The organism is uncultured Rothia sp. (assembly GCF_937976295.1).
Taxonomy (GTDB): domain Bacteria; phylum Actinomycetota; class Actinomycetes; order Actinomycetales; family Micrococcaceae; genus Rothia.
Window position 1 is genome coordinate 1 of the sequence record NZ_CALJRY010000170.1, and the last position, 18,206, is coordinate 18,206.

Annotated in this window: 14 protein-coding genes; 3 read left to right on the forward strand and 11 right to left on the reverse strand. The window is 58.4% G+C overall.

Annotated elements, in window-relative coordinates; translation table 11 throughout:
* The 8 genes from eno to sdhC form a co-directional block, all read right to left on the reverse strand.
* Nucleotides 1-1,124: phosphopyruvate hydratase (gene eno / locus Q0216_RS04655; RefSeq protein WP_298593307.1), on the reverse strand; the 1,124-nt coding region annotated here is incomplete at its 3' end.
* A gap of 457 nt (nt 1,125-1,581) precedes the next feature.
* The gene (locus tag Q0216_RS04660) at nt 1,582-2,286 is read right to left on the reverse strand and encodes a MazG family protein (RefSeq protein WP_004006065.1); all 705 of its coding nucleotides are present in this window, start codon (nt 2,284-2,286) and stop codon (nt 1,582-1,584) included.
* Between the two features lie 13 nt (nt 2,287-2,299).
* Nucleotides 2,300-5,890, reverse strand: coding sequence for a hypothetical protein (locus tag Q0216_RS04665; RefSeq protein ID WP_298593310.1), 3,591 nt, complete (start codon nt 5,888-5,890; stop codon nt 2,300-2,302).
* Nucleotides 5,891-6,203: 313 nt separating this feature from the next.
* Nucleotides 6,204-7,454 (reverse strand): amidohydrolase, encoded by a 1,251-nt coding sequence (locus Q0216_RS04670; RefSeq protein WP_298593311.1) that lies wholly within the window; start codon nt 7,452-7,454, stop codon nt 6,204-6,206.
* A gap of 243 nt (nt 7,455-7,697) precedes the next feature.
* Nucleotides 7,698-8,435, reverse strand: coding sequence for a succinate dehydrogenase iron-sulfur subunit (locus Q0216_RS04675; protein WP_230457270.1), 738 nt, complete (start codon nt 8,433-8,435; stop codon nt 7,698-7,700).
* A 52-nt stretch (nt 8,436-8,487) separates the two neighbouring features.
* Nucleotides 8,488-10,251: a succinate dehydrogenase flavoprotein subunit gene (sdhA, locus tag Q0216_RS04680; protein ID WP_298593313.1), complete on the reverse strand. Its 1,764-nt coding sequence runs from the start codon at nt 10,249-10,251 to the stop codon at nt 8,488-8,490.
* 51 nt (nt 10,252-10,302) lie between these two features.
* Complete coding sequence (locus tag Q0216_RS04685) at nt 10,303-10,788, reverse strand: succinate dehydrogenase hydrophobic membrane anchor subunit (RefSeq protein ID WP_060823867.1); 486 nt, start codon at nt 10,786-10,788, stop codon at nt 10,303-10,305.
* Nucleotides 10,789-10,791: 3 nt separating this feature from the next.
* Nucleotides 10,792-11,250, reverse strand: coding sequence for a succinate dehydrogenase, cytochrome b556 subunit (sdhC, locus tag Q0216_RS04690; RefSeq protein WP_005506819.1), 459 nt, complete (start codon nt 11,248-11,250; stop codon nt 10,792-10,794).
* Between the two features lie 347 nt (nt 11,251-11,597).
* Here sdhC and Q0216_RS04695 point away from each other — a divergent pair, with 347 nt between their 5' ends.
* Complete coding sequence (locus Q0216_RS04695) at nt 11,598-12,707, forward strand: mannose-1-phosphate guanylyltransferase (RefSeq protein ID WP_298593315.1); 1,110 nt, start codon at nt 11,598-11,600, stop codon at nt 12,705-12,707.
* Between the two features lie 302 nt (nt 12,708-13,009).
* A complete protein-coding gene (locus Q0216_RS04700) occupies nt 13,010-14,389 on the forward strand; it encodes a hypothetical protein (protein ID WP_298593317.1) in 1,380 nt (459 codons plus the stop codon).
* Between the two features lie 144 nt (nt 14,390-14,533).
* Here Q0216_RS04700 and Q0216_RS04705 read toward each other — a convergent pair whose 3' ends face one another.
* From Q0216_RS04705 to Q0216_RS04715, 3 genes are all read right to left on the reverse strand, one after another.
* The gene (locus Q0216_RS04705; protein WP_298593319.1) at nt 14,534-15,130 is read right to left on the reverse strand and encodes a 2'-5' RNA ligase family protein; all 597 of its coding nucleotides are present in this window, start codon (nt 15,128-15,130) and stop codon (nt 14,534-14,536) included.
* A 33-nt stretch (nt 15,131-15,163) separates the two neighbouring features.
* Nucleotides 15,164-16,228, reverse strand: a complete 1,065-nt coding sequence (gene trpS, locus Q0216_RS04710) for a tryptophan--tRNA ligase (protein ID WP_298593321.1) — start codon at nt 16,226-16,228, stop codon at nt 15,164-15,166.
* 86 nt (nt 16,229-16,314) lie between these two features.
* Nucleotides 16,315-17,190 carry an exodeoxyribonuclease III gene (locus tag Q0216_RS04715; RefSeq protein ID WP_298593323.1) on the reverse strand — a complete coding sequence of 292 codons (876 nt, stop codon included), beginning with the start codon at nt 17,188-17,190 and terminating at the stop codon, nt 16,315-16,317.
* An 83-nt stretch (nt 17,191-17,273) separates the two neighbouring features.
* On the opposite strand from Q0216_RS04715, the gene Q0216_RS04720 reads away from it, so the two are divergent.
* Nucleotides 17,274-18,104 (forward strand): GntR family transcriptional regulator, encoded by an 831-nt coding sequence (locus Q0216_RS04720; protein ID WP_298593325.1) that lies wholly within the window; start codon nt 17,274-17,276, stop codon nt 18,102-18,104.
* Nucleotides 18,105-18,206: the final 102 nt, after the last annotated feature.

Here is an 18,206-nt window from a genome sequence, read left to right on the forward strand (position 1 = left end):
TCGGCAATGGTGACGTCCTCGGTTTCGCCGGAACGGTGAGAAACCATGCAGCGGTATTCGTTGCGCTGTGCCAGTTCCATAGCGTCCAGGGTCTCAGTGAGCGAACCAATCTGGTTGACCTTCACCAGCAGAGCGTTTGCCGCACCCTCGTTGATGCCCTTCTCAAGGCGCTCGGGGTTGGTCACGAACAGGTCGTCACCGACGATCTGAACCTTGTCACCAATCTGCTCGGTCAGGGTCTTGTAGCCTGCCCAGTCGTTCTCGTCTAGCGGATCCTCAATGGAAACCAGCGGGTACTTCGCCACAAGATCAGCGTAGTATGCGCTCATCTCTTCGGCGGACTTCTTCTGACCCTCGAAGTCGTAGGCACCGTCATTGTAGAACTCGGAGGACGCAACATCCAGTGCGAGAGCAACCTGCTCGCCGGGCTTGTAACCAGCCTTCTCGATTGCCTCGATAATGAGGTCAAGAGCCGCAGCGTTGGATTCAAGGTTCGGTGCGAAGCCGCCCTCATCGCCCAGACCGGTGGAGAGGCCACGGTCGTGCAGCACGGACTTGAGCGAGTGGTAGACCTCGACACCGGCGCGCAGAGCATCCGAGTAGTTCTCGAAACCGATGGGAGCAATCATGAACTCCTGAATATCAACATTGGAGTCTGCGTGAGAACCACCGTTGAGGATGTTCATCATGGGAACGGGAAGCACGTGGGCGTTGGGGCCGCCCAGATACTTGTAGAGGGGAAGGTCTGCGGACTCTGCGGCTGCCTTAGCGACGGCCAGAGAAACACCCAGAATTGCGTTAGCGCCGAGTTTGCCCTTGTTGTTGGTGCCGTCCAGAGCAATCATGGTTGCATCAACAGTACGCTGATCAGCGGCGTCGATACCGATAATTTCTTCCGAAATCTCTTCAATAACAGATTTGACGGCGCCCAGAACGCCTTTGCCTAGGTATACGGACTTGTCGCCATCGCGACGCTCGACTGCCTCCCACTCGCCGGTGGATGCGCCCGAAGGCACAGCGGCACGTGCGAAAGCACCATCTTCGAGCAGAACCTCAACCTCAACGGTCGGGTTGCCGCGGGAATCCAAAATCTGACGGGCGTGAACTGCGGTAATAACAGCCATGAAATTGCTCCTTAGAGAGTACAGGATATGACGGCTCGCTCCTGTGATGTTGGGCGAGTCCCGTTGCCCTAAATTTTACCAAAACTCCCACACAAACACACTAGTTACCACGGGATTTTTTGCGATTCCTGAGGGTATCCAACACCTTTAGTCCCTTGTAAACTCGCCTCTCAAAAGTCATTCCCCCTGTGAACGCAGCATGTCCTCGCACCGCAGGCACCAATTCGAACCCCAACCGATAACGACAAAGTTCTTTATCACACTCTACTAAAACGATTGAACATCTTTAGAGCCGGTTTCTACATCGCGCAACACAGGTTGTAGTGCTTTATGCCCCACCCACGAATGTAACCAGTGGAGCTCTATTTCAGGGCATAAAACAGACACCTTTAGATGCGAAAAACTATCGCATCTAAAGGTGTCTGATAAATACTCTTCAGCCTACGCGGCCACGAGGCTATTGGTTGTACTCAATAAACTTGCGGGTGTAAGTACGCAGGGCACGTTCCGCATCCAGCCCATTCTGACGCGCGCGGCACACAAGCGAAAAAAGTAGCTCACCGAATTCTTCCTCACTATAGGTAAAAGGAAGATCATCGTCCAAGGAGGTAGGCTCCGGCGGAAGCACAATGTCGGCCTTGCGGGCCTTAGCAATCGTCTTCTCCGCTAGGGCCAGTGCAGGAAGATGAGGGGGAATGCCGTCAAGCGGACCTCGATCGGATTTCTCCGTCTTCTTAAGCTCATCCCAGAAAACCTGTTGTTCGGCGGCGGTCATCCGAGACTCGTCCGAAGAATCGCTGAAAACATTCGGGTGCCGATCGTGAAGTTTTGCGTCCAGACCCTCGATCACCTGCTCGATCGTAAAGCCGCCCGGTTCTGCCGCCGCAATATCGGCGTGGAAGAGAACCTGAAGCAGAACATCGCCCAGCTCTTCACGTAAAAGCTGCAGGTTTGTGCCCTCGGGTGCTTCGACAGCCTCCACAACCTCATAGGATTCCTCAATGAGGTATCGAATGAGGGACTGATGAGTCTGTTCGGCATCCCAGGGGCACCCGTCGGGGGCGCGCAGGGCTGCCATCGTCTGCACCAGACGCTCGAAGGCTTTCCCCGCGCGTGCGGCAACTTCAGCTACCGTTTTCTCAGAAACTCTATCTTCATTCACGGGCAGGCTTCTCCTACATGCTCCAGTGAGTCAGAGCATTCGCCATATGCGCCGGAATCTTAGCCCCCAGACGCGGGAACATGCGCAGTTCCTCTACGTAGCGATCGGCCTCAAGCTGGCGGGGGTACCGTACGAAAGCCTGCTCATTCGAATAATCGAATGCAGACTGCACGGGCACGCCCGGGGTGAAGGTCAGGCTCATGGCGAGTGGCGACCCTTCACCTTCGCTGTAGGAATCGGCCTTGAGCGTGGGAATACCCAAATCTTCTTCCGAAACTAACTCGAAGGTTCGTACTTGCTCCCAGAATCCGTTGCGGCGCACGTGGGTGAGCACATCGTAGTAAGAGCCCACCGAACGCACCCGGATCAACACGGTCGTTGCATCCTTGGCGCTGCCATTCTCGCCGAAAAGAGCTTCGGTCACCGGTGCCAGATGCTCGATCACCTTGGCGTCGGTGAGTACCAGGTTGCCCTCGGCAAGCGCATCGCCAGCGAGCACGGAGGAATGTGCCTGATGCGCGGGGGTATCCGGCTCGGCCTCTGCGGGAGGCAGATCTGCGGATTCGTGCTGCGCGGTCTTACCGTCTACATTTGAGGTTTCAGACTGAGCAGCAACAGCGGTTGCAGACTGCCCGGCGAGAGCATCCTGCTTATTCGACGCCGATTCCTGATACTTTGTGGCGGTCGAGCCTGTCAGCGAGTCCTTCTCGACTTCGGGGACGAGAGCGAGGTCATCCACATGCTTGGGCAGTGCAGAGGAACTGTCGGTACTGGTGGTGCCAGCCTGGGATTCCTTCACCGCAGCCTGAGTTACATTCGCGCTCTGATTCTCCGAGGTGTAACCCGCAGTAGTCTTGGCATCACTCTCAGCCTTGACGGTGCTTTCGGAATCAGCCGCCTTCTGTGAGTCCTCGCTCGTCTTATCAGCAGCGGACTTCGAGTCGGTACCCGAGGTCTTCACCGCAGCAGAAGTATCCGCAGCGTCTTCCTTCGCGTTCGATGCAGTCTTCTTCGCTTCGGAGGATGCCACGATAGTCGCCAAAGCCGCCTGCATGCTGTTGAGTTCTTCTTCGTCTTCAGAAGATTTCTCAACCTTGGTTTTCTCTACCTCAGCTTCGGGGGTGGAGAGATCGGAAGAGTCCTTGGCTACGGATACGCCAGACACCGCCGATTTCTCGGATTTCTCGGAGACAGCACCGGCTTTAGCGCTGTCAGTCTCGGTCTTGCTCTGCTCAGCAGCTTGAGCATCGTGACGACCGGTGACATTCTGCGGATCTGCGTCGTAATCATATTCGTAGCGCGAATCCTCGCGGTCGCTCTTCGACGATGACGCGATCCCGGCAGCCGTCACGCCTGCGGCGCCAAGGGTACCTGCAGCGAGCGCGCTTGAACCGCTCTTGGTCGATTCTGCTGTAGCAGAATCAGACTTTGCAGTATCTGCCTGAGCCTTCGCTGAAACTTCCTGCGCCTTGTCCTGAGCCTCGGAGGACTTCTTCTCGGAATCTACGGTATGTTCGGATTTCTCAGACTTCTGTGAATCTTGAGTATTGGCTTTGTCGGCATCAGCAGACTTGACGTCCTGGGTGTGGTCGTTAAGATCTTTCACCTTCTGACCGGCGTCAGCCTTCTGAGTCTCAGCGGCCTTAGCCTGTTCATCGCTCTTATCCTGAGCGAGCTTTGCCTCAGATTCCTTCTGCGAAGAGGTATCATCGGCGGAACCAGCCAGCGCTGAGGTCTTCGCGGTCGACGTTTTCTGAGCTGCAGCATCGGTGGATGCGGTGCTCTGGTCGGCGGAGGACTTTGCCGATTCGGTGCTTTTCGCTGATGAGTCTTTCTGTGAAGCCGAGTCTTTCTCGCTCGTTTCGAGAACGTAATCCGTGGTGTAGCTCGATGCATCGGCGGTGTTCGTGTACGAAGCCTGTACCGCTACTAGCCCGTTCTCGCTGGGGTTTGCTACCACGAGGGCACGGTTCCACACCCTGCCTGCGTCCTGGGCTCGCACGTAGAGCGAGGCAATCGATGAGAACCACGCATCGGTCGGAACCACAACACCCTGTTCGACTTCGCTGCCGCGATGGAAAATCCGGTAGTGCATATCGTCGCCCAGCTGACGCAGTTCGTAGGACACCTTCCCGGAGCCGTATCCGCGCATCGCAGTTACGAGGTCGTGCAGCGGATTCTCGGGGGTGAGAACCTCCGCCTTTTCGTTCCCTTCAACGGATGCTGCCGCCGCATGCGATGATGCGGTTGCGGCGCCGTTCTGAGAGGCTTTTTCATCGCGCGCAGTTTTTTCAACGTCCTGTTTCTTGGAGTCTTTATCTGTGGAAGAGTGGGCTGAGACCTCATCTGCCACGGTCTTCTCGTGCTGTACAGCCATCTTCTCGGCAGAGGTCTTCTCAGCCGAAGTTTCGACGCTGCGATTCTTCTCGGGAGCCAAGGTTTCAGGGTCGTTACGGTCATCAAGATGTTTGGCGGAGCCCGTTGCCCCCGAGCCGACAAATTCGATCTTGTCGGATTTCTTCGAAGCCGACGGTGTAGACTCTGCCCCGCTCGTCGCCTGAGCATCAGAGCTAGGTGACTTTTTCTCGTAAACAGAGGCTTTTACATCCGAAGCAGATTCGGATTCTTGGGGTGTGGACTCAAGCGTAGACTTCGAGTCGGCGTTCGCTGTCTTCTTATCGTTTGAGTTCTTAGACTCAACACCGGGCGCGGGAACAAAAGCAGGCTTCTCTTCGGCGTCGGTAGGCACGACTCCTGCGGCAAGTTTCTCCCGTTTACGATCCTCAACGTTCGGGGTCTTGACGTCCACAGATTCTTTCTCTGCAGAAGAAGACGGGGAGGCAGCCGCATCGGCATGTGAGGATACTGAGGAGGTATTCCCCTCGTGCTCGGTGCCGTATTTCGTCTCGTTAAATTCTTTAAGTGCGTCCTGCACGTTTTGTTTCTGGGAGCCTGCTTCGGTCTGTGCCGACGCGGTACCCGAAACCGACGCTGCGTTCGATGAGGGAACCGCAGTGGCGGAAGAGTTAGTCTCAAAGGCGTCCGCAGGCATACTCGTTGCGCGGTATTCAGAAATCTGGGGTGCACGTTTCGGGGCAGAAGCGTCGGATGTCTGGGCTGATTCTTGTGTGAAAGAACCCTTCTGGGCGGCATCTGCGTTCGCAGCCTGTGAGGAAGCGCCCACGGTTTTCTTGCCTTCTGCTGACCCGGAAGTCTTCGCTTCGCCTGCTGTGGATGCCGAAGGCTCAGCAGAAGAGCCGCTGTGCTGTGCAGACTGTTTCAAAGCATCGACGTTAAGGTCAGAAGTATCTTTGCTCTTCTGCTCTTCCTGTTGCATGCGAGTGCTCTCAGCCTGCACAAACCGGCGCAGAGAATTCTCCCAACGCTGCTGTTCATTCACACGTTCCGCGAGGGTACGATCCGATGCCTCTGCATCGGAGTTAGGGAGGGCGGATTTTACGTCGTCAGCCTGTGCTTCTGCCTCAGCCTGGGCGGCTTTCGCCTGCTCTTCCCACTTCTTCTTACCGATTCCAAAGAATCCCACAGAGTTCTCCCACTCGTCAGCTGTTCGGCGCCCCGCAATGACGCGGCGCGGTTCGGTCATCCCCTATAGTTTATCCTGCAAATGTTATTCATGAGTGGGTATGACGCAGGTTTTGACGTTCATGCGCGGCTTAACACCGTTTTTTCTAGGGTAGACATCACTATTTTGGTTTTTCAGGCGCAACCCCACTCCCCCGGCAGATGCCCGCTATTTCGGCGATGCACCCACACTTGACGCATTCCTCCTGTGACGAAACCCGTTCTTTCATAAAGTTTTCGTAAAGATTTGGCGGAGACCCCCATAAATATTTCTCGGTGCTGCGTGCTTCGGCGCCAGTGCCCGGAATATCCTCTATTACAGGTTGTCCGTAATATTAACGCGCCTCATCCCGCACCGGGTTCGCGGCCTTCGCAGCCTTCGCGAGCTCAAAACGCACGGCACGCAACGCGGTCGCCGCCATCACGCGCACACCCACGCCAATCGCCTGCTCATTAGGAGCGTAGTCCCCCTGATGTAAGTCGTAGACAGGATCTTCCGGGGCGCGAGTTCCTAGGCGGAACATCGAGCCTGGAACCTCCTGCAGAATCCACGCGAAGTCTTCTCCACCCATTGATTGCTCAACCAACACGATGGACTCTTCGCCTAATTCGGCGCGCGCCGCGTTTTCCAACATGGTGGTTTCCGCGTCGGTATTGACGACCGGGGGCACGCCGCGGATATGTTCGACCCTTGCCTGTACACCGAAGGGAACCGCGACTTGCTCGATTACCTCGTCCAGCAGGTTGCCCGCCTGACGCCACACCTCAACATCCAGACATCTCATGGTGCCCGCCAAATAGCCTTCAGCGGGAATAGCGTTCGGGGCAACCCCGGCGCTCACCTGCCCCCACGCGACCAGCACGCCGGAACGCACATCGGTACGGCGTGTGAGCACGGAAGGAACCTGCACGGCAATCTGACTCATCGCGTAGATAAGGTCCTCAGTCAGATGCGGTCGAGAGGTATGACCACCGTGACCACTCAGGTGAATCTTAATCGTGTCTGAAGCACTCGTAATCGCCCCGATGCGCGTGCCAATTTTCCCCAGTTCAACCTTCGGATCGCAATGCAGAGCAAAAGCACGTGGGATATTGCGTAAAAGACCTTGCTCAATCATCTGCACAGCCCCACCCGGCAACTGTTCCTCGGCGGGCTGGAACAGGATACGCACGCTACGCCCCAGCGGAGTCTTTTCGTTCAGCTCGTGAAGCGCTAAAGCAACCCCGAGCATGACGGTCTGGTGAATATCGTGCCCGCAGGCGTGCATCACCCCGGGTATGGTCGATGAATAAGGCAGATCCGTCTGTTCAACGATGGGAAGCGCATCAATATCGGCGCGAAGAGCTAAAGCAAACGGTCCGTTTCCGATATCGACGTAGCAGCCGGTACCTTCGCAAGCGACGGGGTTCATGCCGGCTTCTCGCAGTCGATTCATGAGGCGCTCAGTGGTCGCCACCTCACGGAAGGAAAGCTCCGGGTTGGCGTGCACTTCGCGGCGGAACTGCACGAGGGTACCCATCATGCGCTCCACCCAGTCGTCGAAGACGGGGGTGGACAAATCGTAGCGAGAATTAGCGAAAACCATACACAGTAGAATAACGCCGCCCGCCGGGGTTTACCTACCCGTTCCCCCTTTCTGACGGCCCTCGAGAATATCTATGACTTTATGACAGATTGTGAAGAGTAATCCTGCCCGCCGAAGCACCAAAAATGCGCTATCACACGATTAAAAGCCGCTTCCTTTTCTGTTAAACAACTCAAGCCGCCACCCGGTGTGGGTGACGGCTTGAATCGTCAATGCTGTATCAGCTGATACCGTGCGCTCCGATTAGAGCGAGCGGCTCAGGATTGCCTGCTTCACCTCGGCAATAGCCTTGGTGATCTGGATGCCACGGGGGCAAGCCTCGGTGCAGTTGAAGGTGGTACGGCAACGCCATACGCCTTCCTTGTCATTGAGGATCTCCAGACGCAGGTCGCCTGCATCATCGCGCGAGTCGAAGATGAAGCGGTGTGCGTTCACGATAGCGGAGGGGCCGAAGTACTGACCGTCGGTCCAGAAGACCGGGCAGGACGAGGTACATGCTGCACAGAGGATGCACTTGGTGGTGTCATCGAAACGTGCACGGTCCTCGATGGTCTGCAGGCGCTCACGCTCAGGCTCGTTCGAGTCGTTGATGAAGAACGGCATGATTTCGCGGTATGCCTGGAAGAAGGGCTCCATGTCAACGATGAGGTCCTTTTCGCAGGGCAGACCCTTGATGGGCTCAACGGTAATCGGCTTGGACAGGTCAAGGTCCTTCAGCAGGGTCTTGCAAGCCAGGCGGTTACGGCCGTTGATGCGCATTGCGTCCGAACCGCAGATGCCGTGTGCGCAGGAGCGGCGGAAGGAGACGGAACCGTCTACTTCCCACTTGATCTTGTGCAGAGCATCGAGCACGCGGTCGGTGCGGTACATGGTCAGCGGGAATTCATCCCAGTATGCCTCGGAGGAAACTTCCGGGTTGTAGCGACGAATCTTGATGACCACATCGTAGGTGGGGATGGAGTCGGAGTCGCCGCCGGTCATACCCTCAAACAGCTTGACGGATTCCGGTTCGGGGAGTTCGTTTTCAGCCATTTTAGTACTTACGCTCCTTCGGCTCGTAGCGGGTGTAGACAACGGGCTTGGTTTCGAATCGCAGGCCCTTCACACCCTCAAACTCAGATTCGGGGTCGAGGTAGACCATCGAGTGCTCCATGAAGTTGACATCGTCACGCTTGGGGAAGTCCTCGCGGTAGTGACCACCACGGGATTCCTTACGGTGCAGTGCACCAACGGACATGACCTTTGCCAGCTCAATCAGGAAGCCGAGCTCAACAGCCTCAAGCAGGTCGAGGTTGAAGCGCTTGCCCTTGTCCTGGATGGAGATGTTCTTGTAACGCTCTTCCAGCTTAGCGATGGTTGCCAGTGCTGCGCGGATGGTCTCTTCGGTACGGAACACCTGCATGTCAGCTTCCATAGCCTTCTGCAGGTCTGCGCGGATAGCGCCGACCTTCTCGGTGCCCTTGCCTTCGAGGATGCCGTTGAGCATGTTCAGCACGCGATCTGCTGCATCGTCCGGAACCGGCACGAATTCAGCCGATGCTGCGTACTCTGCAGCCTTGCGGCCTGCACGCTTACCGAACACGTTGATGTCCAGCAGGGAGTTGGTGCCCAGACGGTTTGCACCGTGGACGGACACGCAAGCAACCTCACCAGCTGCGTAGAGGCCGGGGATGGTCTCTTCGCTGTTGCGGTAAACCTCGGTCTCGTTGTTGGTGGGGATACCGCCCATTGCGTAGTGCGCGGTGGGGAACACCGGGATGGGCTGGTGGTGCGGTTCCACAGCCAGGTAGGTACGAGCGAACTCGGTGATGTCCGGCAGCTTCTCGTCGATGTGGGAGGGCTCCAGGTGGGTCAGGTCCAGCAGCACGTAGTCCTTGTGGGGACCGCAACCGCGGCCTTCGCGCACCTCGTTTGCCATTGCACGTGCCACGATATCGCGGGGTGCGAGGTCCTTAATGGTGGGTGCGTAGCGCTCCATGAAGCGCTCACCGTCAGCGTTACGGAGAATACCGCCTTCACCACGAGCACCCTCGGTGACGAGAATGCCCAGGCCAGCCAGGCCGGTCGGGTGGAACTGAACGAATTCCATGTCCTCCAAGGGCAGGCCTGCACGCAGTGCGATAGCCATGCCGTCACCGGTGAGGGTGTGTGCGTTGGAGGTGGTCTTGAAGATCTTGCCGCAGCCGCCGGATGCGAAGATCACGGACTTAGCCTGGAAGACGTGGACCTCGCCGGTTGCCAGGTCGTAGGAGACGACGCCGGCGGGGCGGGGCTTGCCCTCTTCGTCCTTGACCAGGATCAGGTCGAGAACGTAGAACTCGTTGTAGAACTCCACATTGTGGCGAACGCAGTTCTGGTAGAGGGTCTGCAGAATCATGTGGCCGGTACGGTCAGCTGCGTAGCATGCGCGGCGCACAGCAGCCTTACCGTGGTCACGGGTGTGACCGCCGAAGCGGCGCTGGTCGATGCGGCCTTCGGGGGTTCGGTTGAAGGGAAGACCCATCTTCTCCAGGTCGAGCACAGCGTCGATAGCTTCCTTAGCCATGATTTCTGCTGCGTCCTGGTCAACCAGGTAGTCGCCACCCTTGACGGTGTCAAAGGTGTGCCACTCCCAGTTGTCCTCTTCAACGTTTGCCAGAGCGGCGCACATGCCACCCTGTGCTGCGCCGGTGTGGGAGCGGGTGGGGTATAGCTTGGTCAGTACCGCGGTGCGAACTCGCTGGCCTGCCTCAATGGCGGCACGCATACCTGCGCCGCCGGCACCGACGATCACTACATCGTACTTATGTACCTGCATGATGTTCTTTCTGTGTTTTAGATGTTTTCGTTTGTCTCGGATACGTCGCCGTTAGCGTGCCGAGCAGAAGCTGGGGAGCAGTTCAGCCGCCGCGCCGGAGGGGCAGGGGTCGAACGCGAAGATGGTGAGGGTACCAATCAGCAGGACGAATGCGCATGCTGCGAAGAGGATGACCTTCAGCCAAATACGCAGGCGATCCTTCTCAGCGTAGTCATCGATGATGACGCGGATACCGTTAGCACCGTGCAGCATAGCCAGCCAGAGCAGCAGCAGGTCCCAGACCTGCCAGAAGGGGTTCGCCCACTTGCCGCCCACGAAGCCGAAGTCGATAGCGTGGATGCCGTCGCCGACCATGAGGTTGGAGAACAGGTGACCGAAAATCAGCACGACGAGTACGACGCCGGACAGGCGCATACCCAGCCAAGCGAACATCTCAAAGTTGTTGCGCTTGGAGGAGGAGCGGTTGTACTTCACACCGTCGATGCGGTTGTCACGCAGACGGGGTACATAGGTGCGGGGCTTAAGCGGAGTAGCCATAGTTTAGTGACCTCCCATGTGCGAGAAAACGATCGGCAGGTGACGTGCGGCGAAGCCAGCAACGGTGATTGCCCAGAGGAAAAGCACAACCCAGAGAATCTTGATGTGCGTGTAGGTTGCCTTCTGGCTGATTTCGACGTTGCCGTCCTTGTTCTTCGCCTGGATGTGCTCCACGTGCGAGTTGGTTGCCTTACCCCAGAAGTCAATGAGGATAATGCGAATACCGTTGAACGCGTGGTAGACGATGGCGGCGACAAGCGCGGTCTCACCCAGACCCATGATGGGGTTCTTGTACAGGCTCAGTACGCCATTGTAGGCCTCCGGGGAGATACGCACGACGGCAGTATCCAGGATGTGTACAAGAAGGAAGAAGAAAATCGCGATACCGGTAATGCGATGAGCAACCCAGGACCACATGCCCCAGCGGCCGCGGTAGAGGGTTCCTTTAGAACCATTCAACACTGAATAACCTCCTGCTGCGACGGCGAGCATCTGGGTTCTGGTACCGCATTTTTAGGCCCCAGCTTCCAGGCACAGCTGTGTGCTCACCGACTGCTTTTGTTCGTCTGTTACTTCCAAGATATCAGGTAAATTCACAGCTTACTGACACCCTGTTTAGGGTTTTTTTACAGGTTCTAAAAGGGAATTAGAGCATGTTTTTATTGCGATATCGCCTACTTCCCTGTGTTCGTGCGGGACTTACCTTAACCTAACCTCAAACATCGCCTAAATGAGAGCCGCCTGACACTTTTTTGTTAAAACCTAAAAGAATTCGATATATGACAAATTGACCCGCTATTCTTGAAGCGATGAATACTGCACTCACTCGATTCCGCCCGCTCATTCCCGCCGGCGGTGTTGGCTCGCGTTTGTGGCCCCTGTCCCGCGCGCACGCCCCGAAATTCCTGCTCGACCTCACCTCGTCGGGCAATTCCTTGCTGCGTGACACCTACGACCGCCTCATCGATCTCAGCAACGGTTCCGTCATGGTAGTTACCGGTACTTCTCACGCCAATGCGGTCACCCAGCAGATTCCTGAACTGCGTGCCGCTGACCTGGTACTGGAGCCCTCCCCCAAGGATTCGGCTGCAGCTATCGGCCTGGCTTGCGCTATCATCCACCGCCGCGAACCGGACGCCATCATCGGCTCCTTCGCAGCTGACCACGTAATCAGCCCCGTGGATGAATTCCACCGCGTGGTGACCGAAGCTGTCATCACCGCGGCAACCGGCAAGATTGTCACCATCGGTATTACCCCCACCGAGCCCTCCAGCGCGTTTGGCTACATTCACGCCTGCGAGTCCCTGGGCATTGAGGATGCACCCAACGCTCACGCCGTGGACACCTTCGTGGAGAAGCCCGATACCGCTACCGCACAGAAGTACCTGGACTCCGGTGAGTACACCTGGAACGCAGGTATGTTCGTGGCACCGGCAGCCCTGATGCTCAAGCACCTCGAGGCAAACGAGCCCGAGCTGTACGCAGGCATTATGGAGATTGCTAACGCTTGGGACACCCCCGAGCGCGAGGCCGTCATGGACCGCGTCTGGGAGACCCTGCCCAAGACCGCTATTGACTACGCTGTGGCTGAGCCCGCAGCGGCTGCAGGCGATGTCGCAATGGTTCCCGGCTCCTTCAGCTGGGACGACGTGGGTGACTTCGACGCTGTGGCTCGCCTGAACACCGAGAAGAGCGGCGAAGCGCTGACCATTCTCGGCGAGAAGGAGAACGTCATCAACCACGGTTGCTCCGGCATTATTGTCGCGAACACTGACCGCAAGATCTCTATCATTGGCCTCAATGACATCGTTGTGGTGGACACCCCCGATGCCCTGCTGGTCGCTCCGCGCTCCAAGGCGCAGGCCGTCAAGGATGCTGTGGGTGAGGTCAAGGCACGCGGACTGAACAACCTCCTCTAAATTTTTGACCCCGAGCGGGCATTTAAATCCTGCTCGAGCAAAAGATACTTCCAAGAAAACCGGCTCTCTTCTTTTTCAGAAGGGAGCCGGTTTTCTTATGCCCCGATGTTTATGCTCCGATGGGTTATTTCGCGGGTGGATTCAAGGCTTCTGCCTAGTGGAGCCTGGGAGGTTGTTTCCTATGGCCAAGCAGGGATGGCACGCCTTACGCACCCCGCGCAGATTGCGCTTCCAGACTCTGATACAAACCAAGAACCATCCATTGTAGAGAACCATTCTCATGTTAATCTTGATGTATGCACATGACCCGTAAGTTTTTCCTCACCCGCGCCGGCGCACTCGGCGCAGTAGCCGCCCTCACCCTGACCGCGTGCGGCTCCCAGGCCGCCCAGAATGCGCAGACCAGCCCCAGTGCTTCCACCTCCGCGAGCGCATCCGCCGCACCCATCACCGAAGGCAAGGGCGCGGCAAGCCGCGTCGCCATCACCTACGACGGTGGCGTGCTCGTCTACGACGCCAAGGACATGAAGCTGCTGGCAGACATCCCCAAGGAAGGCTTCCTGCGCCTCTCCGACGCTGGCGATAACCGCCACCTCGTCGTTGCAGACGGCAACAGCTACACCTTCCTGGACACCGGCGTATGGTCCGTAGCGCACGGCGACCACTCGCACTACTACACCACGTCCCCGTCGCTGTCTTCGCTGTCTCTCGCGGCTGACCACACCGGTCACGTTATCAAGAACAACGGCGAGGTTGCGGCATTCGCTGACGGCACCGGATCCTTCGCCGTGTACGACCCGGCGAAGCTGACCCAGGACAAGCGCACCGCTTCTTCCCTGGAGACCACCACCGTCACCCTGCCGCAGCCGCACCACGGCTTCGCAATTCCGCTGCCCAACGATCAGTACCTGGTAACGGTCGGCGACTCGAAGACCCGCACCGGTGCCGCCGTTGTGGATGCGCAGGGCAAGACCGTTCTTGAAAGCCCCGCCTGCCCCGGCATTCACGGTGAAGCTATCGCCAAGGACGGCGCGATCTCTATCGGTTGCACCGACGGCGCGATGGTCTATAAGGACGGCAAGTTCACTAAGATCACCAACCCCGAGGACCCGTACTCGCGCTCGGGCAACCAGGCTGGTAAGGCTGACTCCCAGTACGTTCTGGCGGACTACAAGACCGACAAGGACGCTACGCTGGAGCGCCCCGAGAAGTTCTCCATTATCGATACCGTTGCGGCGACCCGCACCGTCTACTCCCTGCCTTCTGGCGTGAGCTACACCTTCCGTTCGCTGGCTCGCGGCCCCCAGGGTGAGGCTCTGCTGCTGACCACCGACGGCAAGCTGCGCGTCTTCGATCCGGCAACCGGCACCGAGCTGGGCTCCGTACAGCTCATGGAGGCGTGGACCGAGTCTGAGACCTGGCAGGATGAGCGTCCGGCGCTGTGGGTGGACGGTAAGACCGCCTACGTGACCGACCCGGCGACCAAGAAGCTCATTGCGGTGTCCCTGTCGAACCCGGCAGCGCCGAAGGAGCTGATGAGCGTGGAGCTTCCGAAGACCCCGAACGAGATTCTGGGTGTCTCTTCCTCGAACGCCGCGCCGGTTGAGGCTGAGGCGCACGGCGCGGCTTCCTCCTCGGCTTCCGCTGATGCGCACGAGTCCGGCGAGAGCCACTCCCACTAGGACTCTCACACTGGAATAACTCCCGCTGAGATAACTCCCGCTGAGATAAACCCAGCAAAAGCATAAAGAGAGATGCGACCGATAACCTATCGGTCGCATCTCTCTTTACGTATGCCAGGTTGATATGCCAGCTACTAACGCATACTAACGCAGCGGCAGGACCCTGATTTCTTCCCAGTCCTGCCCGTCATAGGAGTAGCAGTGCAGGTGATCCACGGTGAAGGTACGCTGCTCAGCGGGCAGAGCGTCAAACACCTCGTGGGCGTTTGCCACCTGCTCTTCCGTTAGCCCTTGGCCCAGGGTCACGTGCGGCACATAGGGGAAGGACGCCGCACCGGCACCGAATAGCTCAACCAGCTTCTGGTGAATCTGCTCGAACTCGGCTTTGCCCGCCTCCAGGTTCAGGTACTCCACCTCGGTGACCGGGCGGAAGGAGTGTACCGAGCCCCAGCGCGCCTCAAAACGCGGCGTGTCCAGCGCCTCGCGGAGCTGGGGGGACTGCACCGCAGCCAATAGAGACTCGGTCAGCTCCGTCAGGTACACGGTCACGTGGGTGCTGATTGGCGCCGCCGCACCGCCAACTACCGTGCGCTTCCACTCTTCCAGGCGCTGAACATTCTCACCGCTCACGTGCGCAATAACGCTCAGGTAGCGGTGACCGGGCTTCAGGGTCGGGGATACAGGAGCCGTCGTGGGGCTCGAAGAGTTCTCTTGTGCTGTCATCTCAATCGTGCAGGTCATGCGGCGCCTCAGCCGATCCGGCTGAACAGCGCGCTAGATTGCGGCGGCAGGCAGGAAGCCAACCTTCTTGTACACGTTCTCAATGGTGACCGTAGCGATCTCACGGGCAGCGGATGCGCCCACAGCCAGCAGGCGGTCCAGCTCGGCGGGGTCGTCCATCAGCTCGAGGGTACGCTCACGCACCGGGGTGAGGCGCTCCACCACGATATCGGCAAGGTCAACCTTCAGGTGGCCGTACATCTTGCCCTCGTAGCGTGCCACAATCTCATCGATGCTCTCGCCGGTCATTGCCGAGTAGATGGAGAGCAGGTTGGAGACACCGGGCTTAGCCTCGCGGTCGTAGGCGATGACGGAGCCGTCATCGGTCACGGCGGACTTAATCTTCTTCTGGGTTGCCTTGGGGGTGTCCAGAAGCTTGATCAGGCCCTTGTCGGTGGCTGCAGACTTAGACATCTTCGAGGTCGGGTCCTGCAGGTCGTAAATCTTAGCGGTTTCCTTCAGAATCACCGGCTCGGGCACCACGAAGGTCTCACCGAAACGGGAGTTGAAACGCTGAGCCAGGTTACGGGTCAGCTCCAGGTGCTGACGCTGATCCTCGCCCACGGGCACGCCGTCCACCTGGTAGAGCAGGATGTCAGCAGCCATCAGAACCGGGTAGGTGAACAGACCCACGGAGGCGTTCTCAGCACCCTGCTTCTGGGACTTGTCCTTGAACTGGGTCATCCGGGAGGCCTCACCAAAGCCGGTGAAGCAGTTCAGAACCCACGCCAGCTGGGCATGCTCGGGCACGTGAGACTGCACGAACAGCGGGGTGCGGGTCGGGTCAATGCCGGAGGCGATGTATTGCGCCGCGGTCAGGCGGGTACGCTCACGCAGCTCCTCAGGGTCCTGAGGAACGGTGATGGCGTGCATATCCGGGATAAAGAACAGGCATTCGTTATTCGGGTCGTCCTGCAACGCCACCCAGTTGTTCACAGCACCAATGTAGTTACCCAGGTGCATCGAATCAGCCGACGGCTGCGCACCCGAGTAGATACGCGCCTTCTGCTGAGAGGCGTTAGGGATGAGGGACTTATCCTGCTTCTTTTCGTCTGCCATAGTTATTTCCTGTGCAGTTCTTCCTGTGCGGTGCTGCGGACGGTGCAGCACATCTTCAAAAACTTATCTGTAGGTGGGTCTGCGTCTTACTCACCGATGCGGTAATCGACCACGAGCGGCGCGTGATCGCTGAAACGCTCATCGTAGCTTGCCGTGCGGTCCACGACCGCCTCCACGGCGCTTTCGGCGAGCGCCGGGGTCGCCATGTGGTAGTCGATACGCCAGCCTGCGTCATTATCGAACGCCTTACCGCGGTAAGACCACCAGGTGTAGGGGCCGGGCACCTGACCCGCCAGCTCACGAGCCACATCGCGGTAGCCGATATCGCCGAAGAAGCGGTCAAAGTAGGCGCGTTCCTCCGGCAGGAAGCCGGCACGCTTCTGGTTAGCCTTCCAGTTCTTAATGTCCAGCTCGGTGTGGCCCACATTCAAATCACCCACGATGAGCACGTGATCGGAGTGCTTTGCCAGCTCAGGCATGCGCACCAGCATGCGCTCCAGGAAGCGGTACTTATCGTCCTGCTTCTGGGTGCCGACCTCACCGGAGTGAACGTAGGCGCTGACCACGGTCAGGGTCTTACCGTTGGGCAGAACGTAGTCCGCCTCAACCCAGCGGCCCGAATCGTCAAAGTACTCTTCGCCAATGTTCGAGCGGGTCGCTACCGGCTGGTTCTCCAGGACTTCACCGGCAGAGTTCGGGGTGCGGCGGGTCGCCACCAGCACGCCGGCACGGCCCTTCGCGGCAGCCTCCGCGTGCAGAATATGCCACTGGGATTCGTCCAGCAGCTCACGCACGATAGCGTCGGGGGCGCGCACCTCCTGCAGGCAGAGAATGTCGATGTCACGGCTCGCCAGCCACGCCGCCATGTCCTTCTTGTAGGCGGCTCGGATACCGTTCACATTCACGCTCGCCACGCGAAGCAGACCGCTCGGGCGCGGTGCAGGGGTGTTAGAAAAATGCATAGTCTTAATTATGCCAGTTTGAGGGAAGAGAAATTTTCACTCGTGCGCGTTTTTTCTCTGGCTGAACGGTAAACTATTGGGTGATGAATTCACACTCCTCACAGACCACCGACCTCGGTGCCCCCTCACCTTCTGCGGGCACCACCGCATCCGAAAGTACCGCTCACAACGCTGAGAGCCGCTACGAGCTACCCCCGATTCCCGGCCCGAAGTACGAGCAGGTTATCCACTACATTGAGCAGCGCTACATTATTCCCGGCAAGCCCGGCGATAAGCTGCCCACCGAGCGCATGATTCAGCAGAACTTTGGGGTGAGCCGCCAGACGGTTCGTAGCGCCCTGAAGGTTCTGATTGAACGCGGCCTGCTCTACAACGTGCAGGGCTCCGGCACCTACGTTGCCGAGCGCTCCGACGCCACCTACATTCCGCGCGTGGACACCTTCGTTGACGATATGCGCCGCCGCGGTTTTGAGGGCTCCACCCGCATGATTGCGACCCGCTGGATGGACGCCACCGAAGAGATCTCCACCCACCTGTCCGTGCCGGTGGGGGAGCAGGTGCTGTTCGTGCGCCGTCTGCGTCTTGCCGACCACGAAGTCATTGGCTTTGAGCGTTCCTACTTCGTCAAGGCCGCCGCAAGTAGCATTCTGGACGCCATGATGGCGGAGATGTCCGGCGCTTCGAGCTCCTTGGATCAGCTTGCCGACACCCCCAACGCCATTAAGCACGCCCGTGTACGCACCAGCGCGGCGCTCTTCACCGACGCCGACGCCGAGGCGTTCAACCACCAGGTCCCCGTGGGTGAGGCGGCATTCAAGGTCTGCACGACCGGCTACACCGAAGAAGGTAGCCCGGTCGAGTACTCGGAGACCCTGTACCTTGCCGATGCCTACTTCTACGAGATGATTCTCTAGCATCTGCCTTTTCTCGTGTGATGACAGTGTGAAGGGCGGTGCCCCGGTAGAACGTTCTACCGGGGCACCGCCCTTTTGAGATATCAGCTCTGAAATGCAGCC

What these genes read in the sequence shown, in the direction of transcription:
- Q0216_RS04700 (WP_298593317.1), top strand. Translation starts at nt 13,010, where the DNA reads ATGACCCGTAAGTTTTTCCTCACCCGCGCCGGCGCACTCGGCGCAGTA.
- Q0216_RS04715 (WP_298593323.1), bottom strand. Translation starts at nt 17,190, where the DNA reads ATGCATTTTTCTAACACCCCTGCACCGCGCCCGAGCGGTCTGCTTCGC.
- Q0216_RS04675 (WP_230457270.1), bottom strand. Translation starts at nt 8,435, where the DNA reads ATGACCGGCGGCGACTCCGACTCCATCCCCACCTACGATGTGGTCATC.
- trpS (WP_298593321.1), bottom strand. Translation starts at nt 16,228, where the DNA reads ATGGCAGACGAAAAGAAGCAGGATAAGTCCCTCATCCCTAACGCCTCT.
- Q0216_RS04695 (WP_298593315.1), top strand. Translation starts at nt 11,598, where the DNA reads ATGAATACTGCACTCACTCGATTCCGCCCGCTCATTCCCGCCGGCGGT.
- Q0216_RS04670 (WP_298593311.1), bottom strand. Translation starts at nt 7,454, where the DNA reads ATGGTTTTCGCTAATTCTCGCTACGATTTGTCCACCCCCGTCTTCGAC.
- Q0216_RS04705 (WP_298593319.1), bottom strand. Translation starts at nt 15,130, where the DNA reads ATGACCTGCACGATTGAGATGACAGCACAAGAGAACTCTTCGAGCCCC.
- sdhA (WP_298593313.1), bottom strand. Translation starts at nt 10,251, where the DNA reads ATGCAGGTACATAAGTACGATGTAGTGATCGTCGGTGCCGGCGGCGCA.
- Q0216_RS04720 (WP_298593325.1), top strand. Translation starts at nt 17,274, where the DNA reads ATGAATTCACACTCCTCACAGACCACCGACCTCGGTGCCCCCTCACCT.
- Q0216_RS04685 (WP_060823867.1), bottom strand. Translation starts at nt 10,788, where the DNA reads ATGGCTACTCCGCTTAAGCCCCGCACCTATGTACCCCGTCTGCGTGAC.
- Q0216_RS04665 (WP_298593310.1), bottom strand. Translation starts at nt 5,890, where the DNA reads ATGACCGAACCGCGCCGCGTCATTGCGGGGCGCCGAACAGCTGACGAG.